This window comes from Micromonospora sediminimaris, from assembly GCF_016863575.1.
Lineage (GTDB): Bacteria > Actinomycetota > Actinomycetes > Mycobacteriales > Micromonosporaceae > Micromonospora > Micromonospora sediminimaris.
On the sequence record NZ_BOPD01000044.1, the window covers coordinates 1 to 16949 of the forward strand.

General features: G+C 72.9%; 15 protein-coding genes. 8 read left to right on the plus strand and 7 right to left on the minus strand.

Translation table 11 applies throughout. From position 1 onward, the window contains the following. On the plus strand, positions 1-215 hold a 215-nt coding region (locus Vse01_RS26590; RefSeq protein ID WP_204019267.1), incomplete at its 5' end, for a substrate-binding domain-containing protein. A gap of 442 nt (positions 216-657) precedes the next feature. After that, a complete protein-coding gene (locus Vse01_RS26595; RefSeq protein WP_093402898.1) occupies positions 658-1686 on the plus strand; it encodes an NAD-dependent epimerase/dehydratase family protein in 1029 nt (342 codons plus the stop codon). Positions 1687-1698: 12 nt separating this feature from the next. On the opposite strand, the gene Vse01_RS26600 is transcribed toward Vse01_RS26595, so the two are convergent. After that, a complete protein-coding gene (locus Vse01_RS26600) occupies positions 1699-2673 on the minus strand; it encodes an Acg family FMN-binding oxidoreductase (protein ID WP_093402899.1) in 975 nt (324 codons plus the stop codon). A gap of 266 nt (positions 2674-2939) precedes the next feature. Here Vse01_RS26600 and Vse01_RS26605 point away from each other — a divergent pair, with 266 nt between their 5' ends. Next, the gene (locus Vse01_RS26605; RefSeq protein WP_093402900.1) at positions 2940-3578 is read left to right on the plus strand and encodes a response regulator; all 639 of its coding nucleotides are present in this window, start codon (positions 2940-2942) and stop codon (positions 3576-3578) included. Between the two features lie 57 nt (positions 3579-3635). Here Vse01_RS26605 and Vse01_RS26610 read toward each other — a convergent pair whose 3' ends face one another. Both Vse01_RS26610 and Vse01_RS26615 read right to left on the minus strand, forming a co-directional pair. Further along, a complete protein-coding gene (locus tag Vse01_RS26610; RefSeq protein ID WP_093403195.1) occupies positions 3636-5309 on the minus strand; it encodes a sensor histidine kinase in 1674 nt (557 codons plus the stop codon). Between the two features lie 121 nt (positions 5310-5430). Then, entirely contained in the window at positions 5431-6438 is a 1008-nt protein-coding gene (locus Vse01_RS26615; RefSeq protein WP_396886434.1) for an Acg family FMN-binding oxidoreductase, read from the minus strand. 176 nt (positions 6439-6614) lie between these two features. Between Vse01_RS26615 and Vse01_RS26620 the strand changes: the two genes are divergently transcribed. Beyond that, positions 6615-8534, plus strand: coding sequence for a heavy metal translocating P-type ATPase (locus tag Vse01_RS26620; RefSeq protein WP_093402902.1), 1920 nt, complete (start codon positions 6615-6617; stop codon positions 8532-8534). Positions 8535-8583: 49 nt separating this feature from the next. Here Vse01_RS26620 and Vse01_RS26625 read toward each other — a convergent pair whose 3' ends face one another. The 4 genes from Vse01_RS26625 to Vse01_RS26640 form a co-directional block, all read right to left on the minus strand. Further along, positions 8584-9471, minus strand: a complete 888-nt coding sequence (locus tag Vse01_RS26625) for a universal stress protein (RefSeq protein WP_093403196.1) — start codon at positions 9469-9471, stop codon at positions 8584-8586. A gap of 13 nt (positions 9472-9484) precedes the next feature. Next, positions 9485-11878 carry a phosphoketolase family protein gene (locus tag Vse01_RS26630; protein ID WP_093402903.1) on the minus strand — a complete coding sequence of 798 codons (2394 nt, stop codon included), beginning with the start codon at positions 11876-11878 and terminating at the stop codon, positions 9485-9487. A 115-nt stretch (positions 11879-11993) separates the two neighbouring features. Then, positions 11994-12824, minus strand: a complete 831-nt coding sequence (locus tag Vse01_RS26635) for a universal stress protein (RefSeq protein ID WP_093402904.1) — start codon at positions 12822-12824, stop codon at positions 11994-11996. 105 nt (positions 12825-12929) lie between these two features. Beyond that, positions 12930-13700: a PP2C family protein-serine/threonine phosphatase gene (locus Vse01_RS26640; RefSeq protein ID WP_093402905.1), complete on the minus strand. Its 771-nt coding sequence runs from the start codon at positions 13698-13700 to the stop codon at positions 12930-12932. 111 nt (positions 13701-13811) lie between these two features. Here Vse01_RS26640 and Vse01_RS26645 point away from each other — a divergent pair, with 111 nt between their 5' ends. The 4 genes from Vse01_RS26645 to Vse01_RS26660 all read left to right on the plus strand — a co-directional run bounded on the left by Vse01_RS26645 (position 13812) and on the right by Vse01_RS26660 (position 16922). After that, positions 13812-14048: an HTH domain-containing protein gene (locus Vse01_RS26645; RefSeq protein ID WP_093402906.1), complete on the plus strand. Its 237-nt coding sequence runs from the start codon at positions 13812-13814 to the stop codon at positions 14046-14048. Then, entirely contained in the window at positions 14048-14626 is a 579-nt protein-coding gene (locus Vse01_RS26650; RefSeq protein WP_093402907.1) for a Clp protease N-terminal domain-containing protein, read from the plus strand. The genes Vse01_RS26645 and Vse01_RS26650 overlap by 1 nt, the downstream gene beginning before the upstream one ends. Before the next feature lie 188 nt (positions 14627-14814). Continuing rightward, entirely contained in the window at positions 14815-15810 is a 996-nt protein-coding gene (locus tag Vse01_RS26655; protein WP_232511149.1) for a diacylglycerol/lipid kinase family protein, read from the plus strand. A gap of 95 nt (positions 15811-15905) precedes the next feature. Beyond that, positions 15906-16922: a YihY/virulence factor BrkB family protein gene (locus Vse01_RS26660; RefSeq protein WP_093402909.1), complete on the plus strand. Its 1017-nt coding sequence runs from the start codon at positions 15906-15908 to the stop codon at positions 16920-16922. Positions 16923-16949 lie beyond the last annotated feature (27 nt).

Here is a 16949-nt window from a genome sequence, read left to right on the forward strand (position 1 = left end):
GTGTACCGGACGACGTCAGCGTGGTGGGTTTCGACGACCTGCCGGAGGTGCGGTGGTGCTCGCCGCCGTTGACCACCGTGCGTCAGCCGCTGGCCGAGATGGGCATGCTCGCGGCGCGGACGGTGTTGCGGCTGGCCCGAGGCGAGCAGGTGGAGAGCCCCCGGGTGGAACTCGCCACAGAACTCGTCATCCGGGACAGCGCGGCACCGGTCTAACTAGTGCGGTGGCCAGAAACGTTCACCGGGCCGCGCCGGGTCCAGCCGACGACCGGCGGCGTTGGAGTCGGGTCCGGATACAACACCGGTATCCGGACCCGACTCCGCCTTGCCGGATCGCCGCCTGGACCTCGCCGCGACACCGCCAACGTTCCTGGCCACCGCACTAGCTATCGATATTTTTCCGGAAGTTGTTGACGCCGCATCCGGTGGGGCCGACGATGGGACTCGCCGTCCTTTTCACCAAGGAACTGGCTGGTGGTGCCCGCCGTGCCCGCGGCACCGCCCGGCCGTGTCCGGCGGACGCCCACGCCGCCCGCCGGACACGGCACCCACCTCCCACCCGGCCCTGCACAGGTCGTCGCCGGTTTCTGCCGTTGGCAGATCCGCTGACGGTGAACGAGCCACCCCGACGCCGCCGACAACGGGCAGGGTGGCTCACATGAAACTCCTCGTACTGGGCGGCTCGGGATTCGTGGGCGGGGCGGTGGTCGCCGAGGCGATCCACCGGGGCTGGGCGGTGACGGCGTTCAACCGGGGGCGGCACGGGGCGCCCCCGGCTGGCGTACGGCACCTGTTGGGTGACCGCACCGCCGCCGACGGGTTGGCCGCGCTGGCCGAGGGGGAGTGGGATCTCGTCGTCGACACCTGGGACGGCGCACCCCGCGCCGCCCAGGCGACGGCGCGGATGCTGGCCGAACGGGCCGGGCACTACGTCTACGTCTCCAGCGGCTCGGTGTACGCCCGGCCGGTGCCGGCCGGCGTGACGGAACAGGCGCCGCTGGTGACCGCCGGCCCGGACGACATCGACGATGACTACCCGACGCTCAAGGCCGGCGCCGAGCGGGCCCTCCGCGCGGTGCTCGGCGACCGGGTGCTGCTCGCCCGCGCCGGGCTGATCCTCGGTCCCGGTGAGGACATCGGCCGGCTGCCGTGGTGGCTCAACCGTCTCGCCCGGGGCGGTGACGTGCTCGCACCCGGCCCTGCCGACCTGCCCGTGCAGTACGTCGACGTCCGCGACCTGGCGGCCTTCCTGCTGGACGCCGGGGCCGCCGGTCGGGCTGGAGCGGTGAACGTGGTGAGCCGGCCCGGGCACACCACCATGGGCGAACTGCTCACCGTCGGCGTGACGGCCACCGGCGCTGACGCCCGACTGCGCTGGGCCGAGCCGGAGCAACTGCTCGCCGCCGGTGTGGAACCGTGGAACGATCTGCCGATCTGGATCCCACCGGGGCACGAGTACCGGTGGATGCAGCAGATGGACGTCACCCGTGCGTACGCTGGCGGGCTCAGCTGCCGGCCGGTGACCGAGACCGTCGTCGACACCTGGGCCTGGCTGCGCCGGGTGGGTTCGGTGCCGGCCCGCGCCGGCCGACCGGCCCGGCAGCCGGTCGGCCTGGACCCGGACCGGGAGGCCGCCCTGCTCGCCGCCCTGACCACCGACCGTCCGCCGCCGGTGCCGTCTCGCTGACGGCCGGTCGCCTCAGGCGAGGTGCACCGGCAGGTCCAGCACCTCGTCCACGGAGCGGCGGGGGGTGGGCCAGCCCGGCTGGCCGTACCCGATCCGCATCACCATCTGCGGCGTACCGAACCGTCCCAGCGACAGCCGGAGCTGCTCCCGGGCCGACGGCACCTCGATCGGTTGCGACAGCATCGACGCGGACAGCCCGGCGTCGGTGGCGGTCAGCAGGACCCGTTGCAACGCCTGGCCCGCGACCACCTGATCGACGGCGGTGTTGCCGGCGGAGCCGAGCACCGCCACGAGGGGCTCCGGCTCGAAGTCCCGTCCGGGTGCCCGCTGGGTGCCGCCGAAGCCACGCGACGGAAGCAGGTCCTGCGGCTCGGCTCGGGGACCGCTGGCGGTGACCGGGACGCCGTCCGGCTCGTCTCCGGCGCGTACCCACGCCTCGCGCTCCGCCCGGTAGGCGGGGTCGCGTTCGAGCACCCGGTGTGCGCCGCGAGCGATCTCGGCGAAGGCGTTGACGGCGCTCACCCCGATGAGCAGCTCCAGCCAGCAGTGCTCGGTCCGAGCCGCCTCACCCAGCCGCCAGCGAGAGTCGGCCGGGACCGGGTCGGGCCAGAACGGGGCACGGTTGCTGAACCGGCGTGGAATGGCCGCGTAGAGGCTCTGCTCGGCGGGGCTGGGCCGGCGCGGCAGGTCCGGCACCAGCCGGGCCAGCACGTCCGGTTCCGACGGGTACGGACGCAGTCGTACCGTCGCCGGGGCGCCGGCCATCGCCAGGGCGAGGCGCAGGTTGAACAGCGCCGCTCCGCCGGCAACGCGGGCGCCCCAGCCGCTCGGGTCGGTGGCGGGCAGCCGCCGGGTCGGGTCGAGGAGCACCTCGATCCCGCCGTCGCGCAGCCGGAACCGCCACGGCTGAACGTTGTGCAGGGACGGTGCCCGGACCGCGTCGGTCGCGGCGGCCCGCAATTGTTCGACGGTGTAGCCGGTTTCCATGGTCGGGCTCCCTCACATTCGCCTGGTACCTCCCCACGGTGCGCCCCGCACACCCCCACCCAGCAGGGCCACACGTCCCGAACCCCCAGGACCCCCCGCCCGACCTCGTCCGGTTGATCAAGAGGTTCTGGTCGGGATCCGGCCCGACGGAGACGCAAACTTCTTGATCAACCGAGCGGGGGCCGGGGTGGGGTGGGTGGGGGTGGGGTGGGAGGTTGGGACTTTTGGCCCGGGTGGGGGTGGGCGGGAGGGGGTAGAAAGGGGGGATGATCCGGGTGTTTCTGCTTGACGACCACGAGGTGGTCCGTCGTGGTCTGGCCGACCTGCTGCACGCGAGTGGTGACATAGAGGTGGTCGGTGAGTCCGGCTCCGCCCAGGAGGCGGCCCGCCGGATTCCGGCGCTGCGGCCCGACGTGGCGATCCTCGACGCCCGGCTACCCGACGGCAACGGCATCGACGTGTGCCGGGACATCCGGGCCGTGGACTCCTCGATCAAGGGCCTGATCCTCACCTCGTACGAGGACGACGAGGCACTCTTCGCGGCGATCATGGCCGGTGCCTCCGGGTACGTGCTCAAGCAGATCCGGGGCACCGACCTCGTCGACGCGGTACGCCGGGTGGCGGCCGGCCAGTCGCTGCTCGACCCGGCGATCACCACCCGGGTGCTGGATCGCATCCGCAGCGGCGTGGAGCAGCCCCGCGAGTTGCAGTCCCTCACCGAGCAGGAGCGGCGCATCCTGGAGTACGTCGCCGAGGGGCTGACCAACCGGGAGATCGCCAGCAAGATGTTCCTGGCCGAGAAGACGGTGAAGAACTACGTCTCCAGCGTGCTGGCCAAGCTCGGCCTGGAACGCCGTACCCAGGCCGCGGTGCTGGCCACCCGCCTGCTCGGCAAGACCCACTGACCGCACCCGCCGGGCCCGGCCCCCCGCGCAGTCCCGTCACGGGCGGGTCGCAGCGGCTCAGGCCACCAGCGGCACCGACCAGTGCAGCTCGGTGCCGCGCGGTTGGGCGCCGCGTACCTCGAAGGTGCCGCCGTGCCGTTCGGCGCGTTCGCGCAGGTTCACCAGCCCGCCCCGGGCGGCGGCCGGGTCGCAACCTACCCCGTTGTCGGTCACGGTGACGGCCACCTGGGCGGCGTCGACGCGTACCGCAACCGACACCGCCGTGGCCTCGGCGTGGCGTACGGCGTTGGACAGCGCCTCGCGGAGCACGGCGGCGAGTTCGGGGCGGACCTCGTCCGGCACGGCGCTGTCGATCGGCCCGGTCAGCTCCAGCCTCGGCCGGAAACCGAGCGACTCGGCGGCGGCTTCCACCGCCTCGCGGATCTCGGTGCGCAGCGCCGCGCTCATCGGGGTACGCAGCTCGAAGATGGTGCGGCGGATGTCCTTGATGGTGGTGTCCAGGTCGTCGACCGCGGCGTTGATCCGCCTGGCGACCTCCGGCCGCGCGGTCAACGGCACCGCGCTCTGTAGTTGCAGGCCGGTGGCGAACAACCGCTGGATCACCACGTCGTGCAGGTCCCGGGCGATCCGCTCGCGGTCCTCCAGCACCACCAGCTGCTCGCGTTCCTCCTGGCCACGGGCGCGTTCCATGGCCAGCGCCGCCTGACCGGCGAAGCTGCCCAGCAGGGCCACGTCGTCGTCGGTGGCGCCGCCGTGGTCGGCGCTGTGCGCGATCACCAGCACACCGTGCAGGGTGTCGGCGGTGGCCAGCGGAGAGATCACCGCCGGCCCGGTGTGCAGCACCGCCGGCCACGGCGCGGCGTGGGCCAGATCCTCCACCGAGTCGTGCCGACCCTGGGTCACCGGACCGGCGAAGCTGGTGTCGGCGGCCGGCAGCACCGTGCCGACAAGCGCGCGGGCCTGGGCGCCGACGCCGTCGACGACCTCGACGGTGAAGTGGTCCGCCTCCTCGTCGTAGAGCAGCACCAGGGCCAGCTCGGCCTCGGCGACCTCGCGGGCGCGCCGCGCCACCAGGGTCAGTGCGTCGGTGCGGCGCACCTCGCCGAGCAGCAGCGAGGTGATCTCGGCGGTGGCGGCGAGCCAGCGTTCCCGGCGGTTGGCCAGCGCGTACAGCCGGGCGTTCTCGATCGCCACGCCGGCCGCTCCGGCGAGCGCGACGACGATCTCCTCGTCGTCCTCGGTGAACTCGGCGCCGCCCTGCTTCTCGGCGAGGTAGAGGTTGCCGAACACCTGATCGCGGATGCGGACCGGCACGCCGAGGAAGGTGTGCATCGGCGGATGGTGCGGCGGAAAGCCGTACGAGTTCGGATGCTGGGTGATGTCCGGCATCCGCACCGGTTTCGGTTCGTCGATGAGCAGGCCGAGCACCCCCCGGCCGTGCGGCAGGTCACCGATCTTCGCGTGCAGCTCGGGGGAGATGCCGTGGGTGATGAAGTCGTGCAGCATCCGGTCGGGACCGATCACCCCGAGCGCGCCGTAGCGGGCCCCGGCCAGGTCACAGGCCGCCTGCACGATCCGCCGCAGGGTGCTGCGCAGATCCAGGTCGGTGCCGATGCCGACGACCGCGTCGAGCAGCGCCCGTAGGCGTTCCCGGCTGGTCACCACCTCGCCGACGCGATCGAGCATCTCCTGGAGCAGCTCGTCCAGGCGGACCCGGGACAGTGGGCTCAGGCCGAGCGACGGTGGCTCGTGACGGGGATTGGGTGCGCCGACAGTCACCCGGCGATGCTATCCGGCGACCGGCGGCGCGGAAACGCCCGAGGCCGGACGGGCGTGGTGCCCGGATGCCGCGCTAGGCGGCGTCGCCGGACACCGCCGAGGTGTCCACCACCTGCTCGCGGGGCAGTCGCGGGGTGTGCGGTGGGCCGGCGTGGGCCGGGTCGGCCACCCCCAGGCGCAGGCCGAGGTACGGGTGCCCGAGCCCGGAGAGCAGCTGGCGCAGGGTCTGCCGGGTGGCCGGCACCTCGACCACGCCGCTGAGCGGCACCATCGAGACACCCAGTCGGGTGGCGGCCAGCCAGGCGGCCGACAGCGCCTCGCCCGCACGGAGCCAGTCGACCGGCTCGTCCTGGTCGCCGTAGAGCACCGCGTAGGACGCTGCCCGATCGTGCCCCGGCCCGACCGGCAGGGTGCCCGGGCGACCGAAGTCCCGGCCCGGCACGGTGGTCTGCGCGGGCTGCTCCGGCAGCACCTCCGGGGTGAGCCCGGTGCCGCCGGCGCGGCTGGTCCAGTACTCCAGTTCCTCCCGCAGCCGGGAATCCTCCGCCTCGACCGTGGCAGCGTGTGAGGCGGACGCGGCCAGTTGCAGCACCTGGTCGCGATCGAGGATCTCCAACCGGGCACCCTCCCGGCCGGCGGCCGACGCGATGGCGCTCAACGAGTCATCGGAGACCGGCTCGTCGCTGACCGGACGCCGGTCGGTGTGCCGCACCTGCATGCACTGCACCGACCGCATCGCGTCCGGGTCGGCACCGGTGGCCCGGGGCTCGGTGAGGCGGGCGAGCAGGTCGGGGTCGCCCGGCTCGGGCATCCGCTGCACGCTTGTCGCCCACCCCTCGGCGGCCAGGGCCAGCCGGGCATGGTGCAGCGCCGCACCGCAGCTGAGGGTGACCAGCTCGCCCTGCGGATCGGTGGCGGCCAACCTGCTGTCGCGCACCATCCGCAGCTCCAACGCGTCGGGTAGCACCCGCCAGCGCCACGGCTGGCTGTTGTGCACCGACGGCGCGTGACCGGCCATCGCGGCGGCCTCCGCGAGGGCGGTGGTCAGCGGGCGGTGGGTAGTCGGCGTCTGGTGGCTCATCCTCACGACCTTTCCGTCTCTGCCCATCGTGCCGCACCTCCGTACGGCTGTGGGTGCGGTCCGGTTCATCGTGCGACATCGGTCGGCGGCGCGCAGGATCCGCACGGCCCGACCGGGCGGGACCTGTGACCCGTGTTCCGCTCCGCTCCGCCCGACCCGGTTGAGACGATCCGCAGGTGGGGAAGCGACAGTCGGCGGGTGACCGGGGCGAGTGCCTGCCGGACCGGCCGGCGCGACCCGGACCGGAGCGTTCCGGCTCGGGTCGCCGGAACTGGTGGCTGTGGGTCCCGCTGGCCGGACTCACGCTGCTGGTGTTGGCAGGTGCGGCGGTGCGGCTGGCCGGGCAGCCGGGCGCCGCCGACGTGTGGTGGGCGGCGGCCACCCTGATCGCGCTGCTGCCGGCTGCCGCGTCGGTGCTGCGGGAACTGCTGCGGCGGCGGTTCGGTGTGGACGTGATCGCCGTGCTGGCGCTGGGCGGAGCACTTGTCGTCGGCGAGTACCTGGCCGGTGCGGTGGTCGCGGTGATGCTGGCCACCGGGCGGACCCTGGAGGCGTACGCGCAGCGCCGGGCGACGCGGGACCTGCGGGCGCTGCTGGAGCGGGCACCGCGTACCGCGCGCCGGCGTACCGCCGAAGGCGGCGTCGAGGTGGTGCCGGCGGACCGGGTGGCGGTCGGTGACCGGTTACTTGTCGGCCCGGGTGACGTGGTCGCCGTCGACGGTGTCGCCGAGACCGCCGCGACGTTGGACGAGTCGGTGGTGACCGGGGAGTCCCGGCTCGTCGAGCGGGCGGCCGGGGCCCGGGTGCCCAGCGGTGTGGTCAACGCCGGGGCCGCGTTCGGCCTGCGGGCCACGGAGAGCGCCGAGCGCAGCACGTACGCCGGGATCGTCCGGCTGGCCGAGGAGGCGACCGCCCGCAAGGCGCCGACGGTGCGGCTCGCCGACCGGTACGCCGCCGCCTTCGTGCCGTTCACACTGGTGTTGGCCGGGCTGGGCTGGGCGCTCTCCGGCGAGTTCCTCCGGGCGGTGGCGGTGCTGGTGGTGGCGACACCGTGTCCGTTGCTGCTGGCCACCCCGATCGCCATCGTTTCGGGACTGTCCCGGGTGGCCCGGCACGGGGTGCTGGTTCGCGACGGCGGCTCGCTGGAGGTCCTTGGTCGGGCGCGCACCCTGCTGGTCGACAAGACCGGAACGCTCACCGCCGGCCGTCCCCGGGTCGCCGATACCGTCGTGGCTCCCGGCGGTGACCCCGACGAGGTGCTGCGGGTGGCCGCCTCGGTGGAGCAGTTGTCCTCGCACGTGCTGGCGGCGGCACTGGTGCGCGCCGCCGGTGAGCGCGGCCTACGGCTGGTCACCCCGGCTGAGGTGACCGAGGAGCCGGGCCGGGGGGTGAGCGGGCGGGTCGACGGGCGGCGGATCCGGGTCGGCCAGTTCCCCGGGACGTTGCCGCAGTGGGCCGAGCTGGCCAGCCGGCGGGCCGGCGGGACGGGACACTCGCTGGTCTGGGTGGCCGACGAGGCCGGGCCGCTCGGCGCGGTCCTGTTGGAGGATCCGGTACGCCCCGACGCCCGCCGGACCGTGGCTCGGCTGCGTGCCGCCGGGCTCACCCGGATCGTGATGGTCACCGGGGACCGGCCGGAGGATGCCCGCCGGGTCGCCGACGTGGTGGGTGTCGACGCCGTGCTGGCCCGGTGCACCCCGCAGGAGAAGGTGAGCCGGGTTCGAGCCGAGGCCGGCCGGGCGGTGACCGTGATGGTCGGTGACGGGGTGAACGACGCTCCGGCGCTGGCGGAGGCGCATGTCGGCGTGGCAATGGGGGCCACCGGGGCGACCGCCTCGGCCGATGTCGCCGACGCTGTGCTGAGTCTCGACCGCCTTGATCCGCTGGCCGACGCGGTCGAGGTGGCCCGGTACGCCCGCCGGATCGCGGTGCAGAGCGCCACGGTCGGGATGGGGCTGGCGCTGCTCGCGATGGGATTCGCGGCGGCCGGTCGGCTGCCACCGGTGGCGGGCGCGTTCCTTCAGGAGGGCATCGACGTGCTGGTGATCCTCAACGCGCTGCGCGCGCTCCGAGGTGGGCGCCGTGGGCCGGCCTGACAGCGGCCGGCCCACGGCGTGCCTCAGCGTTCCCGGCCCACGGCGCGCCTTACCGTTCCCGGACCACCGCGACCGGACAGTGGGCGTGCTGAAGGAGTTGCTGGCTGACCGAGCCGAGCAGCATCCCTCGCAGCCCACCGCGTCCCCGGCTGCCGACGACGACCAGTTGCGCGTTGCGGCTGGCGTCGATCAGCAAACCGGCCGGCGCGGCGGCGGCCGTCTCGACGGTCACCTCGACGTCGGGGAAACTCTCCTGTCCGCGACGCAACGCCTCGTCCACCTCGGCCCGTTGGTCGGCCAGCGCCGCGTCGCGGGCCTGCTCGCCGCGCAGGCTCCACTGTTCGCGTCGCGGCTGCCAGGCCCGCACCACGTGCAGCGGCACCCGACGCAGGGCCGCCTGTTCGAAGGCGAAGCCGAGGGCCAGCAGCGAATGCTCCGAGCCGTCCACCCCGACGGCGACGTGCCCGGCCCGGTCACTCTCGGCCGGCCGGCGACGGACCACCACCACCGGGCAGTGCGCGTGCGCGGTGACGTTGACCGCGGTCGAGCCGGCGAGCAGACCGGCGAAACCGCCGTGCCCACGGCTGCCCAGCACCAACAGGCCGGCCTGCGTCGAAGCCTCCTCCAGGATCAGGGCGGGCGGACCGTCCAGCACCTCGCCGCGTACGTCCAGGCCCGGATGGGTGGCGGCGGCGTCCGCTGCGGCCTTGCCGACCAGTTCCTCGACCTGCCGGCGGGCTTGCTCGTCGGGCCACATCCCCGGCGTCACGCCCGGACCCACCCAGCCGGCCACGGTCAGCCATTCGAAGACGTACGCCAACCGGACCGGCCGGCCGTCGCGGCGGGCCTGATCCAGCGCCCACTCCAGGGCCGCCGCGGCGTCCGGTGAGCCGTCGTAGCCCACCAGGATTTCCGCGCCTGCGCCGTGCTCGCTCATGATGGGCATCTCCTCACGGGTTGGTCGGGTCGGTCTCGCGGACCCAGCGCCACTCGGCCACCTTCGGGTCGTCCTCGCCGAACCGGCGGGTGTAGTCGCGGGCGGACTGGCGGGCGTCGGTCATCTCCTGCCGCAGATGCGCGGCGCGGGCGGCCAGCCCCGGTACCCGGTCGATAACGTCGATCACGAGGTGGAAGCGGTCCAGGTCGTTGAGCATCACCATGTCGAACGGCGTGGTGGTGGTGCCCTCCTCCTTGTACCCGCGTACGTGGAGGTTGTCGTGGTTGGCCCGGCGGTAGGTGAGCCGGTGGATCAGCCACGGGTAGCCGTGGTACGCGAAGATGATCGGCTTGTCGCGGGTGAACAACGTGTCGAACTCGGAATCCGGCAGGCCGTGCGGGTGCTCGGCGGCCGGCTGGAGCCGCATCAGGTCGACGACGTTGATCACCCGGACCTTGAGTTCGGGCAGGTGCTGGCGCAGCAGATCGGCTGCGGCCAGGGTCTCCAGCGTCGGCACGTCACCGGCGCAGGCGAGCACGACGTCCGGCTCGCTGCCGTCGTCGGTGCTGGCCCAGTCCCAGATGCCCACGCCGCGCCGGCAGTGCGCGATGGCCTCGTCCATGGTGAGCCAGCTGGGCGCGGGCTGCTTGCCGGCCACCACCACGTTTATGTAATGACGGCTGCGCAGGCAGTGATCCATGGTGGAGAGCAGCGTGTTGGCGTCCGGCGGCAGGTAGACCCGCACCACCTCGGCCTTCTTGTTCATCACATGGTCGATGAAGCCCGGGTCCTGGTGGGAGAAACCGTTGTGGTCCTGCCGCCAGACATGGCTGGAGAGCAGGTAGTTCAGCGACGCCACCGGCTGCCGCCACGGAATGCCACGGGTGACCTTGAGCCACTTGGCGTGCTGGTTGACCATCGAGTCGACGATGTGGATGAACGCCTCGTAGCTGGTGAAGATGCCGTGCCGGCCGGTGAGCAGGTAGCCCTCCAGCCAACCCTGGCACAGGTGCTCGGAGAGGACCTCCATCACCCGCCCGTCGGGGGAGAGGTGATCGTCGCCGTCGACCGTGCCGGCCATCCAGGCCCGGCCGGTGACCTCGAAGGCCGCCTGTAGCCGGTTGGAGGCGACCTCGTCCGGGCCGAACAGGCGGAACGTCTGCGGGTTGGCGGTGATCACGTCGCGGATCCACTTGCCGAGTTCACCGGTGGCGCTGGTGATCGTCGCACCGGGGCGGGGCACCTCGACGGCGTAGTCGCGGAAGTCGGGCAGGACCAGATCGCGCAGCAGGGAGCCGCCGTTGGCGACCGGATTGGCGCTCATCCGCCGTGGCCCCCGGGGCGGCAGATCGGCCACCTCGGCCACCGGCGCGCCGGTCGCGTCGAACAGCTCCTGCGGTCGGTAGCTGCGCAGCCACCGCTCCAGCTCGGCCAGGTGCTCCGGGTTGGAACGGACCGCGGAGAGCGGCACCTGGTGTGCGCGATAGGTGCCCTCCACCTGCTTGCCGTCGACGTCGCGTGGCCCGGTCCAGCCCTTCGGGGTACGCAGGACGATCATCGGCCAGCGCGGGCGTTCGACGGTTGCGCCGGAACGGGCACGGCGCTGGATCTCCGCGATCTCGTCCAGCGCCCGGTCAAGGGTGGCGGCCAGGCTCTGGTGCACCTTGGCCGGATCGTCGCCGGCCACCACGTACGGCTGGTAACCCTGGCCGCGCATCAGGTCGAGCAGGTCGGACTCGGGGATGCGGTCCAGCACCGTCGGGTTAGCGATCTTGTATCCGTTGAGGTGCAGGATGGGCAGCACCGCCCCGTCGCGGGCAGGGTTGAGGAACACGTTGGACAGCCAACTACCGGCCAGCGGACCGGTCTCCGCCTCGCCGTCTCCGACCACGCAGGCGACCAGCAGGTCGGGGTTGTCGAAGGCGGCGCCGTAGGCGTGACTGAGCGCGTACCCCAGCTCGCCGCCCTCGTGGATCGAACCCGGCACCTCCGCCGCGACGTGGCTCGGAATGCCGCCGGGGAAGGAGAACTGCCGGAACAGTCGGGCCATGCCGGCCTCGTCGCGGCCGATGTCGTGGTACAGCTCGCTGTAGGTGCCTTCGAGCCAGGTGTTGGCCACCAGCGCCGGTCCGCCGTGCCCGGGCCCGGTGATGTAGATGGCGCTGAGGTCGCGCGCCACGATGGCCCGGTTCAGGTGGGCGTAGATCAGGTTCAGCCCGGGGGAGGTGCCCCAGTGCCCGAGCAGGCGGGGCTTGACGTGCTCGGGGGTCAGCGGTTCGCGCAACAGGGGATTGTCCAGCAGGTAGATCTGCCCGACGGTGAGGTAGTTCGCCGCTCGCCAGTAGGCGTCCAGCCGGCGCAGTTCGTCATCGGTCAGGGGGCTTCGCAGGTCTACGGCGGTGTCCATACTGCTTGAGCCTCTCGCGGGTCGGTGAATCCTGCATCCGCAACGCGGTTTCCTCTGTCAGCTTGGCCGAATCGGCGATCCTGGATCAGGGCCGTTGGTCCCGCCGGTCCGGGTTTCACGACCCGTCCGGGTCGGGTGTGCCGGTCACCCCACGGATCACCAGCACCGGGGACGGGGCGTGGTAGAGCAGCGACTGGCTGACCGCGCCGAGCATCCCGCGCGCCGGTTCTTCGCCCCGGGCGGCGACCACCACCAGTTGTGCCGAGCGGGACTGGTCGACAAGCACGTCACCGGGCTCGCCCTGGATGACGTGGCACTCGACGGCGGCGTCGGGATGGTCGACCCGGTGGCGGGACACCGTCTCGCTGAGCCGTTCGGCGGCCTCCTCGACGATGCCGTCGGAGTCCACCACCCAGACCGCCAGCAGCCGTGCCTCGTGCCGGGTGGCGCAGGTGAGCGCCCAGTCCAGGGCGATCTCGCTGGAGGCCGAGCCGTCGATGCCGACCAGTACCGGGCCGGAGGGTGGCGGTTCCCGCCGGGCGACCAGCACCGGGCACTCGGCGCGGGCGGCCACCTGCACGGCGGGGCTGTCCGCCGGGATGCAACGGTCGCAGTGGGCCATCCCGCCGTCGCCGACCACCACCAGGAAGGCGGTCTCCGACCTGCGGACGAGGTTCGCCACCGCCGAGCCCTCGGCGATCTCGGCGGTGACCGGTACGCCCGGCTCGTTCTCGTTGGCCGCCGCGGTCGCCTCGGCGAGCAACTGCTCTGCGGTTGCCCGGGAGCTGGAAACCGCCGGCGCGTCGAAGGCGGCCCAGTTGAAGGCGTGCAGCAGGTGCAGTCCGCGTCCGTGGGCGGCGGCGACCCGGGCGGCGAGGCGGGCCACCGGCAGGGCATCCTCCGGGCCGACGCCGACGAGAACCGGCGCGTCGCTGGCGGCGGCCATCCGCATCACCCCCGCAGCTGTGGCACCTGGCCTGCGTCTGAGGCTAGTCGCGCCGGTGCCGTCCCGGGGCGTGATCGCCGGACGGCAGCCCGACCCGGTGGGTGGTCACCGTGCCGGCGAGGCCCGGAGCACGATCGCGCTGGCATTGTCGATCCCACCGGCGTCCAGTGAGGCGCGCAGCAGAGTCCGGACCGCGTCCGCCGGTTCGGAGCTGGTGAGGGCCTCCTGCATCACGTGGTAGCTGACCTGGTCGCTCACTCCGTCGGTGCAGAGCAGCCAGGTGTCGCCGGGACGCAGGGTCACGGCCAGCAGGTCGGCCTCCGGTGCGGCCGGGTGGCCGGCGTAGCGGGTGAGCTGGTATCGGGCCCGGGCGGCGGCGGGAGAGTCGGTCGGGTACCAGCCGTGCAGCACACCCAGCCAGGCGACCGTGTGGTCGATGGTGGCCAGTTCCAGCAGGTCGTCGCGGAGTCGATAGGCCCGCGAGTCACCCAGCTGGACCACCCAGCCCTGACCGCCCTCCGGCTCGACGACCAGGCCGGTCAGGGTGCAGCCGGTCAGCTGGGGGCGACCTCGGCCGGCCTCCAGTACGGCGGCTTGGACCGCGTCGACAACGGTGCGTAGCCGGTCTGCCCCGATCTCGGGCCACGCCTCGCGGACCAGCGCGGCGAACGTCGGTACGGCGGCGGCACCGGCGCGACGGCTGCCCTCACCATCGCCCATTCCGTCGGCCACCACGGCGAAGGGAAGCGTGGCATCGACGTGCAGTACGTCGTAGTTGTCGCGGTACCGGTCGCCGACCACGCTGCCGCCGGCCACCTCAAGTGTCAGGTCGGTGAGCGTGAAGCGGCGTGGCTCGTGACTCTCGTTTCGGTTCACTGGACCCCCGACCGACGGCTGGCGCGGCACCCCACGCGGCACGACCCTAGCGGCACCAGGCGAGTGTCAACTGGGGTTGACGCCCGGCTGGTGTCAATGTAGGTTGACAGCATGAGTCAGGCGACGGAACTCGCGGCGGCGGCCGGCAGCACCGACCCCCGGGTCGGTCTGCGTGCTGTCCGCGCCCTGCGCCGGCTGCTCGAACGGCTTGAGGTGGTCCAGGTCGACAACGCCCGGCGACAGGGCTGGTCGTGGCAGGAGATCGCCGACGCGCTCGAGGTCAGCCGGCAGGCGGTGCACAAGAAGCATGCCGGGCGACCGGCGGTCGATTCCTCCTGGGAGGCGTGATGTTCGAACGATTCACCGACCGTTCCCGCGCGGCCGTGCGGCGGGCGCGCGAGGAGGCCCGCGCCGAGGGGCAGCGGCCCGTCGGCACCGAGCACCTCCTGCTCGCCATCCTCGCCGACGGTGACGGCCTGGCCGTGCGGGTGCTCCGGGACGCGGGGGTCACCGCCGACGACCTGCGCGAGCGGATCCGTCGCCACACCGAGACCGGGGGCAGTGGCCTGGGCGAGGCCGACGCGGCGGCGCTGCGTGAGATCGGCATCGACCTGTCGGCCATCGTCGCCCGGATCGAGGAGTCGTTCGGCCCGGACGCCCTACGCGAGGCGGTCCCGGCACCACGCCGCCGATGGGGCCGACGTCGGCCGAGCGGTGGTCCGTTCTCGGCCCGCGCCAAGAAGGTGCTGGAGCTGTCGCTGCGCGAGGCGATCCGGCTGCGGCACCGCCACATCGGCACCGAGCACCTCCTGCTCGGCCTGCTGCGGGAGGGTAACGGGCTTGCCGCGCTGGCGCTCACCGAGGCCGGCGTCGACCTGGCCGACGTCCGCCACCGCGTCGAGCTCGCCCTGCGCGCCAGCGCATAACGTCGCCACCCCCCTCCCGCGCCCACTTCCGCGATCTTGCACTTTCGGTCGCCGTTGTGAGGTTTTTGTCAGCATATGCGCCGACGAAAACTGCAAGATCGCCGGTGGGAGGTGGTGGTGGGGGTGGGTGGGGCGAGGCACATCGGTGTCGGGTCGCTGAACGCGGCACGGTGCTGCACACTGACGCCGTGGAAGCTGGACGGGACGAAGGGCCGCTGCGCAGCGCGGTGGTGGTCAATCCGGTAAAGGTGACCGATCTCGAGGCGTTGCGCCGTACCGTCGGCGACACGCTCGACGCGGCCGGCTGGCCGGAACCGCTGTGGTTCGAGACCACCCCCGACGATCCCGGTCGCGGCCAGACCGAGAAGGCCCTCGCCGCCGGGGTCGACGTGGTCTTCGCCTGCGGCGGCGACGGTACGGTGATGGCCTGCGTCGACGCCCTGGTCGGCACCGAGGTGGCGCTCGCCGTGCTGCCACAGGGCACCGGCAACCTGCTCGCGGCCAACCTGGGGCTCTCCGACGAACTGCCCGCCGGGCTGGCGGTGGCCATCGAGCGTGGTCGACGCCTGCTCGACGTCGGCGAGGTGGACGGGCACCACTTCGCGGTGATGGCCGGCATGGGCTTCGACGCCCAGATGCTCGATGCCACAAGCGAGACGACCAAGCGCCGGATCGGCTGGCCCGCGTACGTGGTGGGAGCCGCGCGACACCTGCGGGACCGGCCGATGCGGGTGTGGATCCGGTTGGACGACCAGGCGCCGCTGCGCCGTCGCGCCCGTTCGGTGCTGGTCGCCAACGTCGGCCGGCTCCAGGGCGGGGTCACCCTGCTCACCGAGGCGGAGCCCGACGACGGGTACCTCGACGTCGCCGTGCTGACTCCGCGCACGCTGCGGCAATGGCTCTCCCTCGGCTGGGCGGTGCTGCGCCGCCGCGACCGGGTGCCGCGGATGGAGGTGTACCGCGCCCGTCGAGTGGAGATAACCAGCAACCGGAGCCAGCCCCGGGAGCTGGACGGCGACCTCATCGAACCGGGCCGCGAGCTGCGGGTGCAGATTCGGCGGCGGGCGTTGTGGCTGTGCGTACCGCGACCGGAGCAGGATCCGGACCTGGCCGAGGACGCGTCGGCCGCCGCCGAGCGGGGCGAACGCCTCGTCGAGGAGGGCCGAGGTGAGCGCGAGGAGTGAGCTTGCGAGCCCCGCAGTCGCGAACGAAGGGTGGGCTCGGTGAGCGCGAGGAGTGAGCTTGCGAGCCCCGCAGTCGCGAACGAAGGGGCCGCACGGTGAGCAGCACCAAGATCGTGCCGGAGACCCGGCTGATGTCCGACGAGCAGCTCTGCGCCGATCATGCCTGGCAGACGCTGCGCCGGGAGGGCGGCTGGCACCTGCTGCGTGACGCCTTCACCCGGTTCCGCTACGGAGACGGGTTCAGTCACTCCCGAGCCTTCGCGTTCCAGCTCTGTCTCGCGGTGGTGCCGTTCCTGATCGCCCTCACCGGACTGATCTCCGAGCTGGGCGTGGCTGAGGGGGGTGAGGTGGTCGCCGACACGGTGCTGGCGTTGACCCCCGGCACCAGTGATCAGATGGTCGCCGAGCTGCTCGGCGGCGGCGACGACGCGGGCGCCGAGCGGGTCGAGGAGACCGGCGAGGTGGCTCTCGTTCTCGGTCTGATCACCGGTCTGGTCGCGCTGACCAGCACGATGGCCCAGATCGAGCGGGGCGCCAACCGCATCTACGGCGTCGAACGGGACCGACCCGCGCTGTGGAAGTACCTGCGGGCGGCCGTGCTCGCCGTGAGCGCCGGCCTCCCGGCCCTCGCCGGGTTCCTCATCCTGGTGGGCGGTGGCCCGATGGGCGACTCGGTGGAACGCCACTATGCCTGGGGTGACGTCGCCAGCACGGTGTGGGATCTGGTGCGTTGGCCGCTCAGTCTCGGCCTGACGGTGCTCGCCGTCGCGGTGCTGTTCCGCCACGCGCCCCGACGCCACCAGCCCGGCCTGTCCTGGTTGCTGTTCGGTGCCGGCATCGCCACCGCGCTGTGGTGGCTGGCCAGCCTGGGGCTCGCCGGCTACGTGCGGTTCAGCGAGGACTTCGGACAGACCTACGGCGCGCTGGCCGGCATCATGGCGTTGCTGCTCTGGGCGAACCTCACCGGCATGGCGCTGTTCGGGGGGCTCTCGTTCGCGGCGCAACTTGAGGCGGTACGCATCGGCGTGCAGGAGCCGGCAAGGCCGGACCTGTGGGAGCCGAAGGCGCAGCGGGTTCCCGTGCACGACACCGGCGAGATGACCGCGCTCTGACCCACGGCATCGCCGGGTGTACCGCGA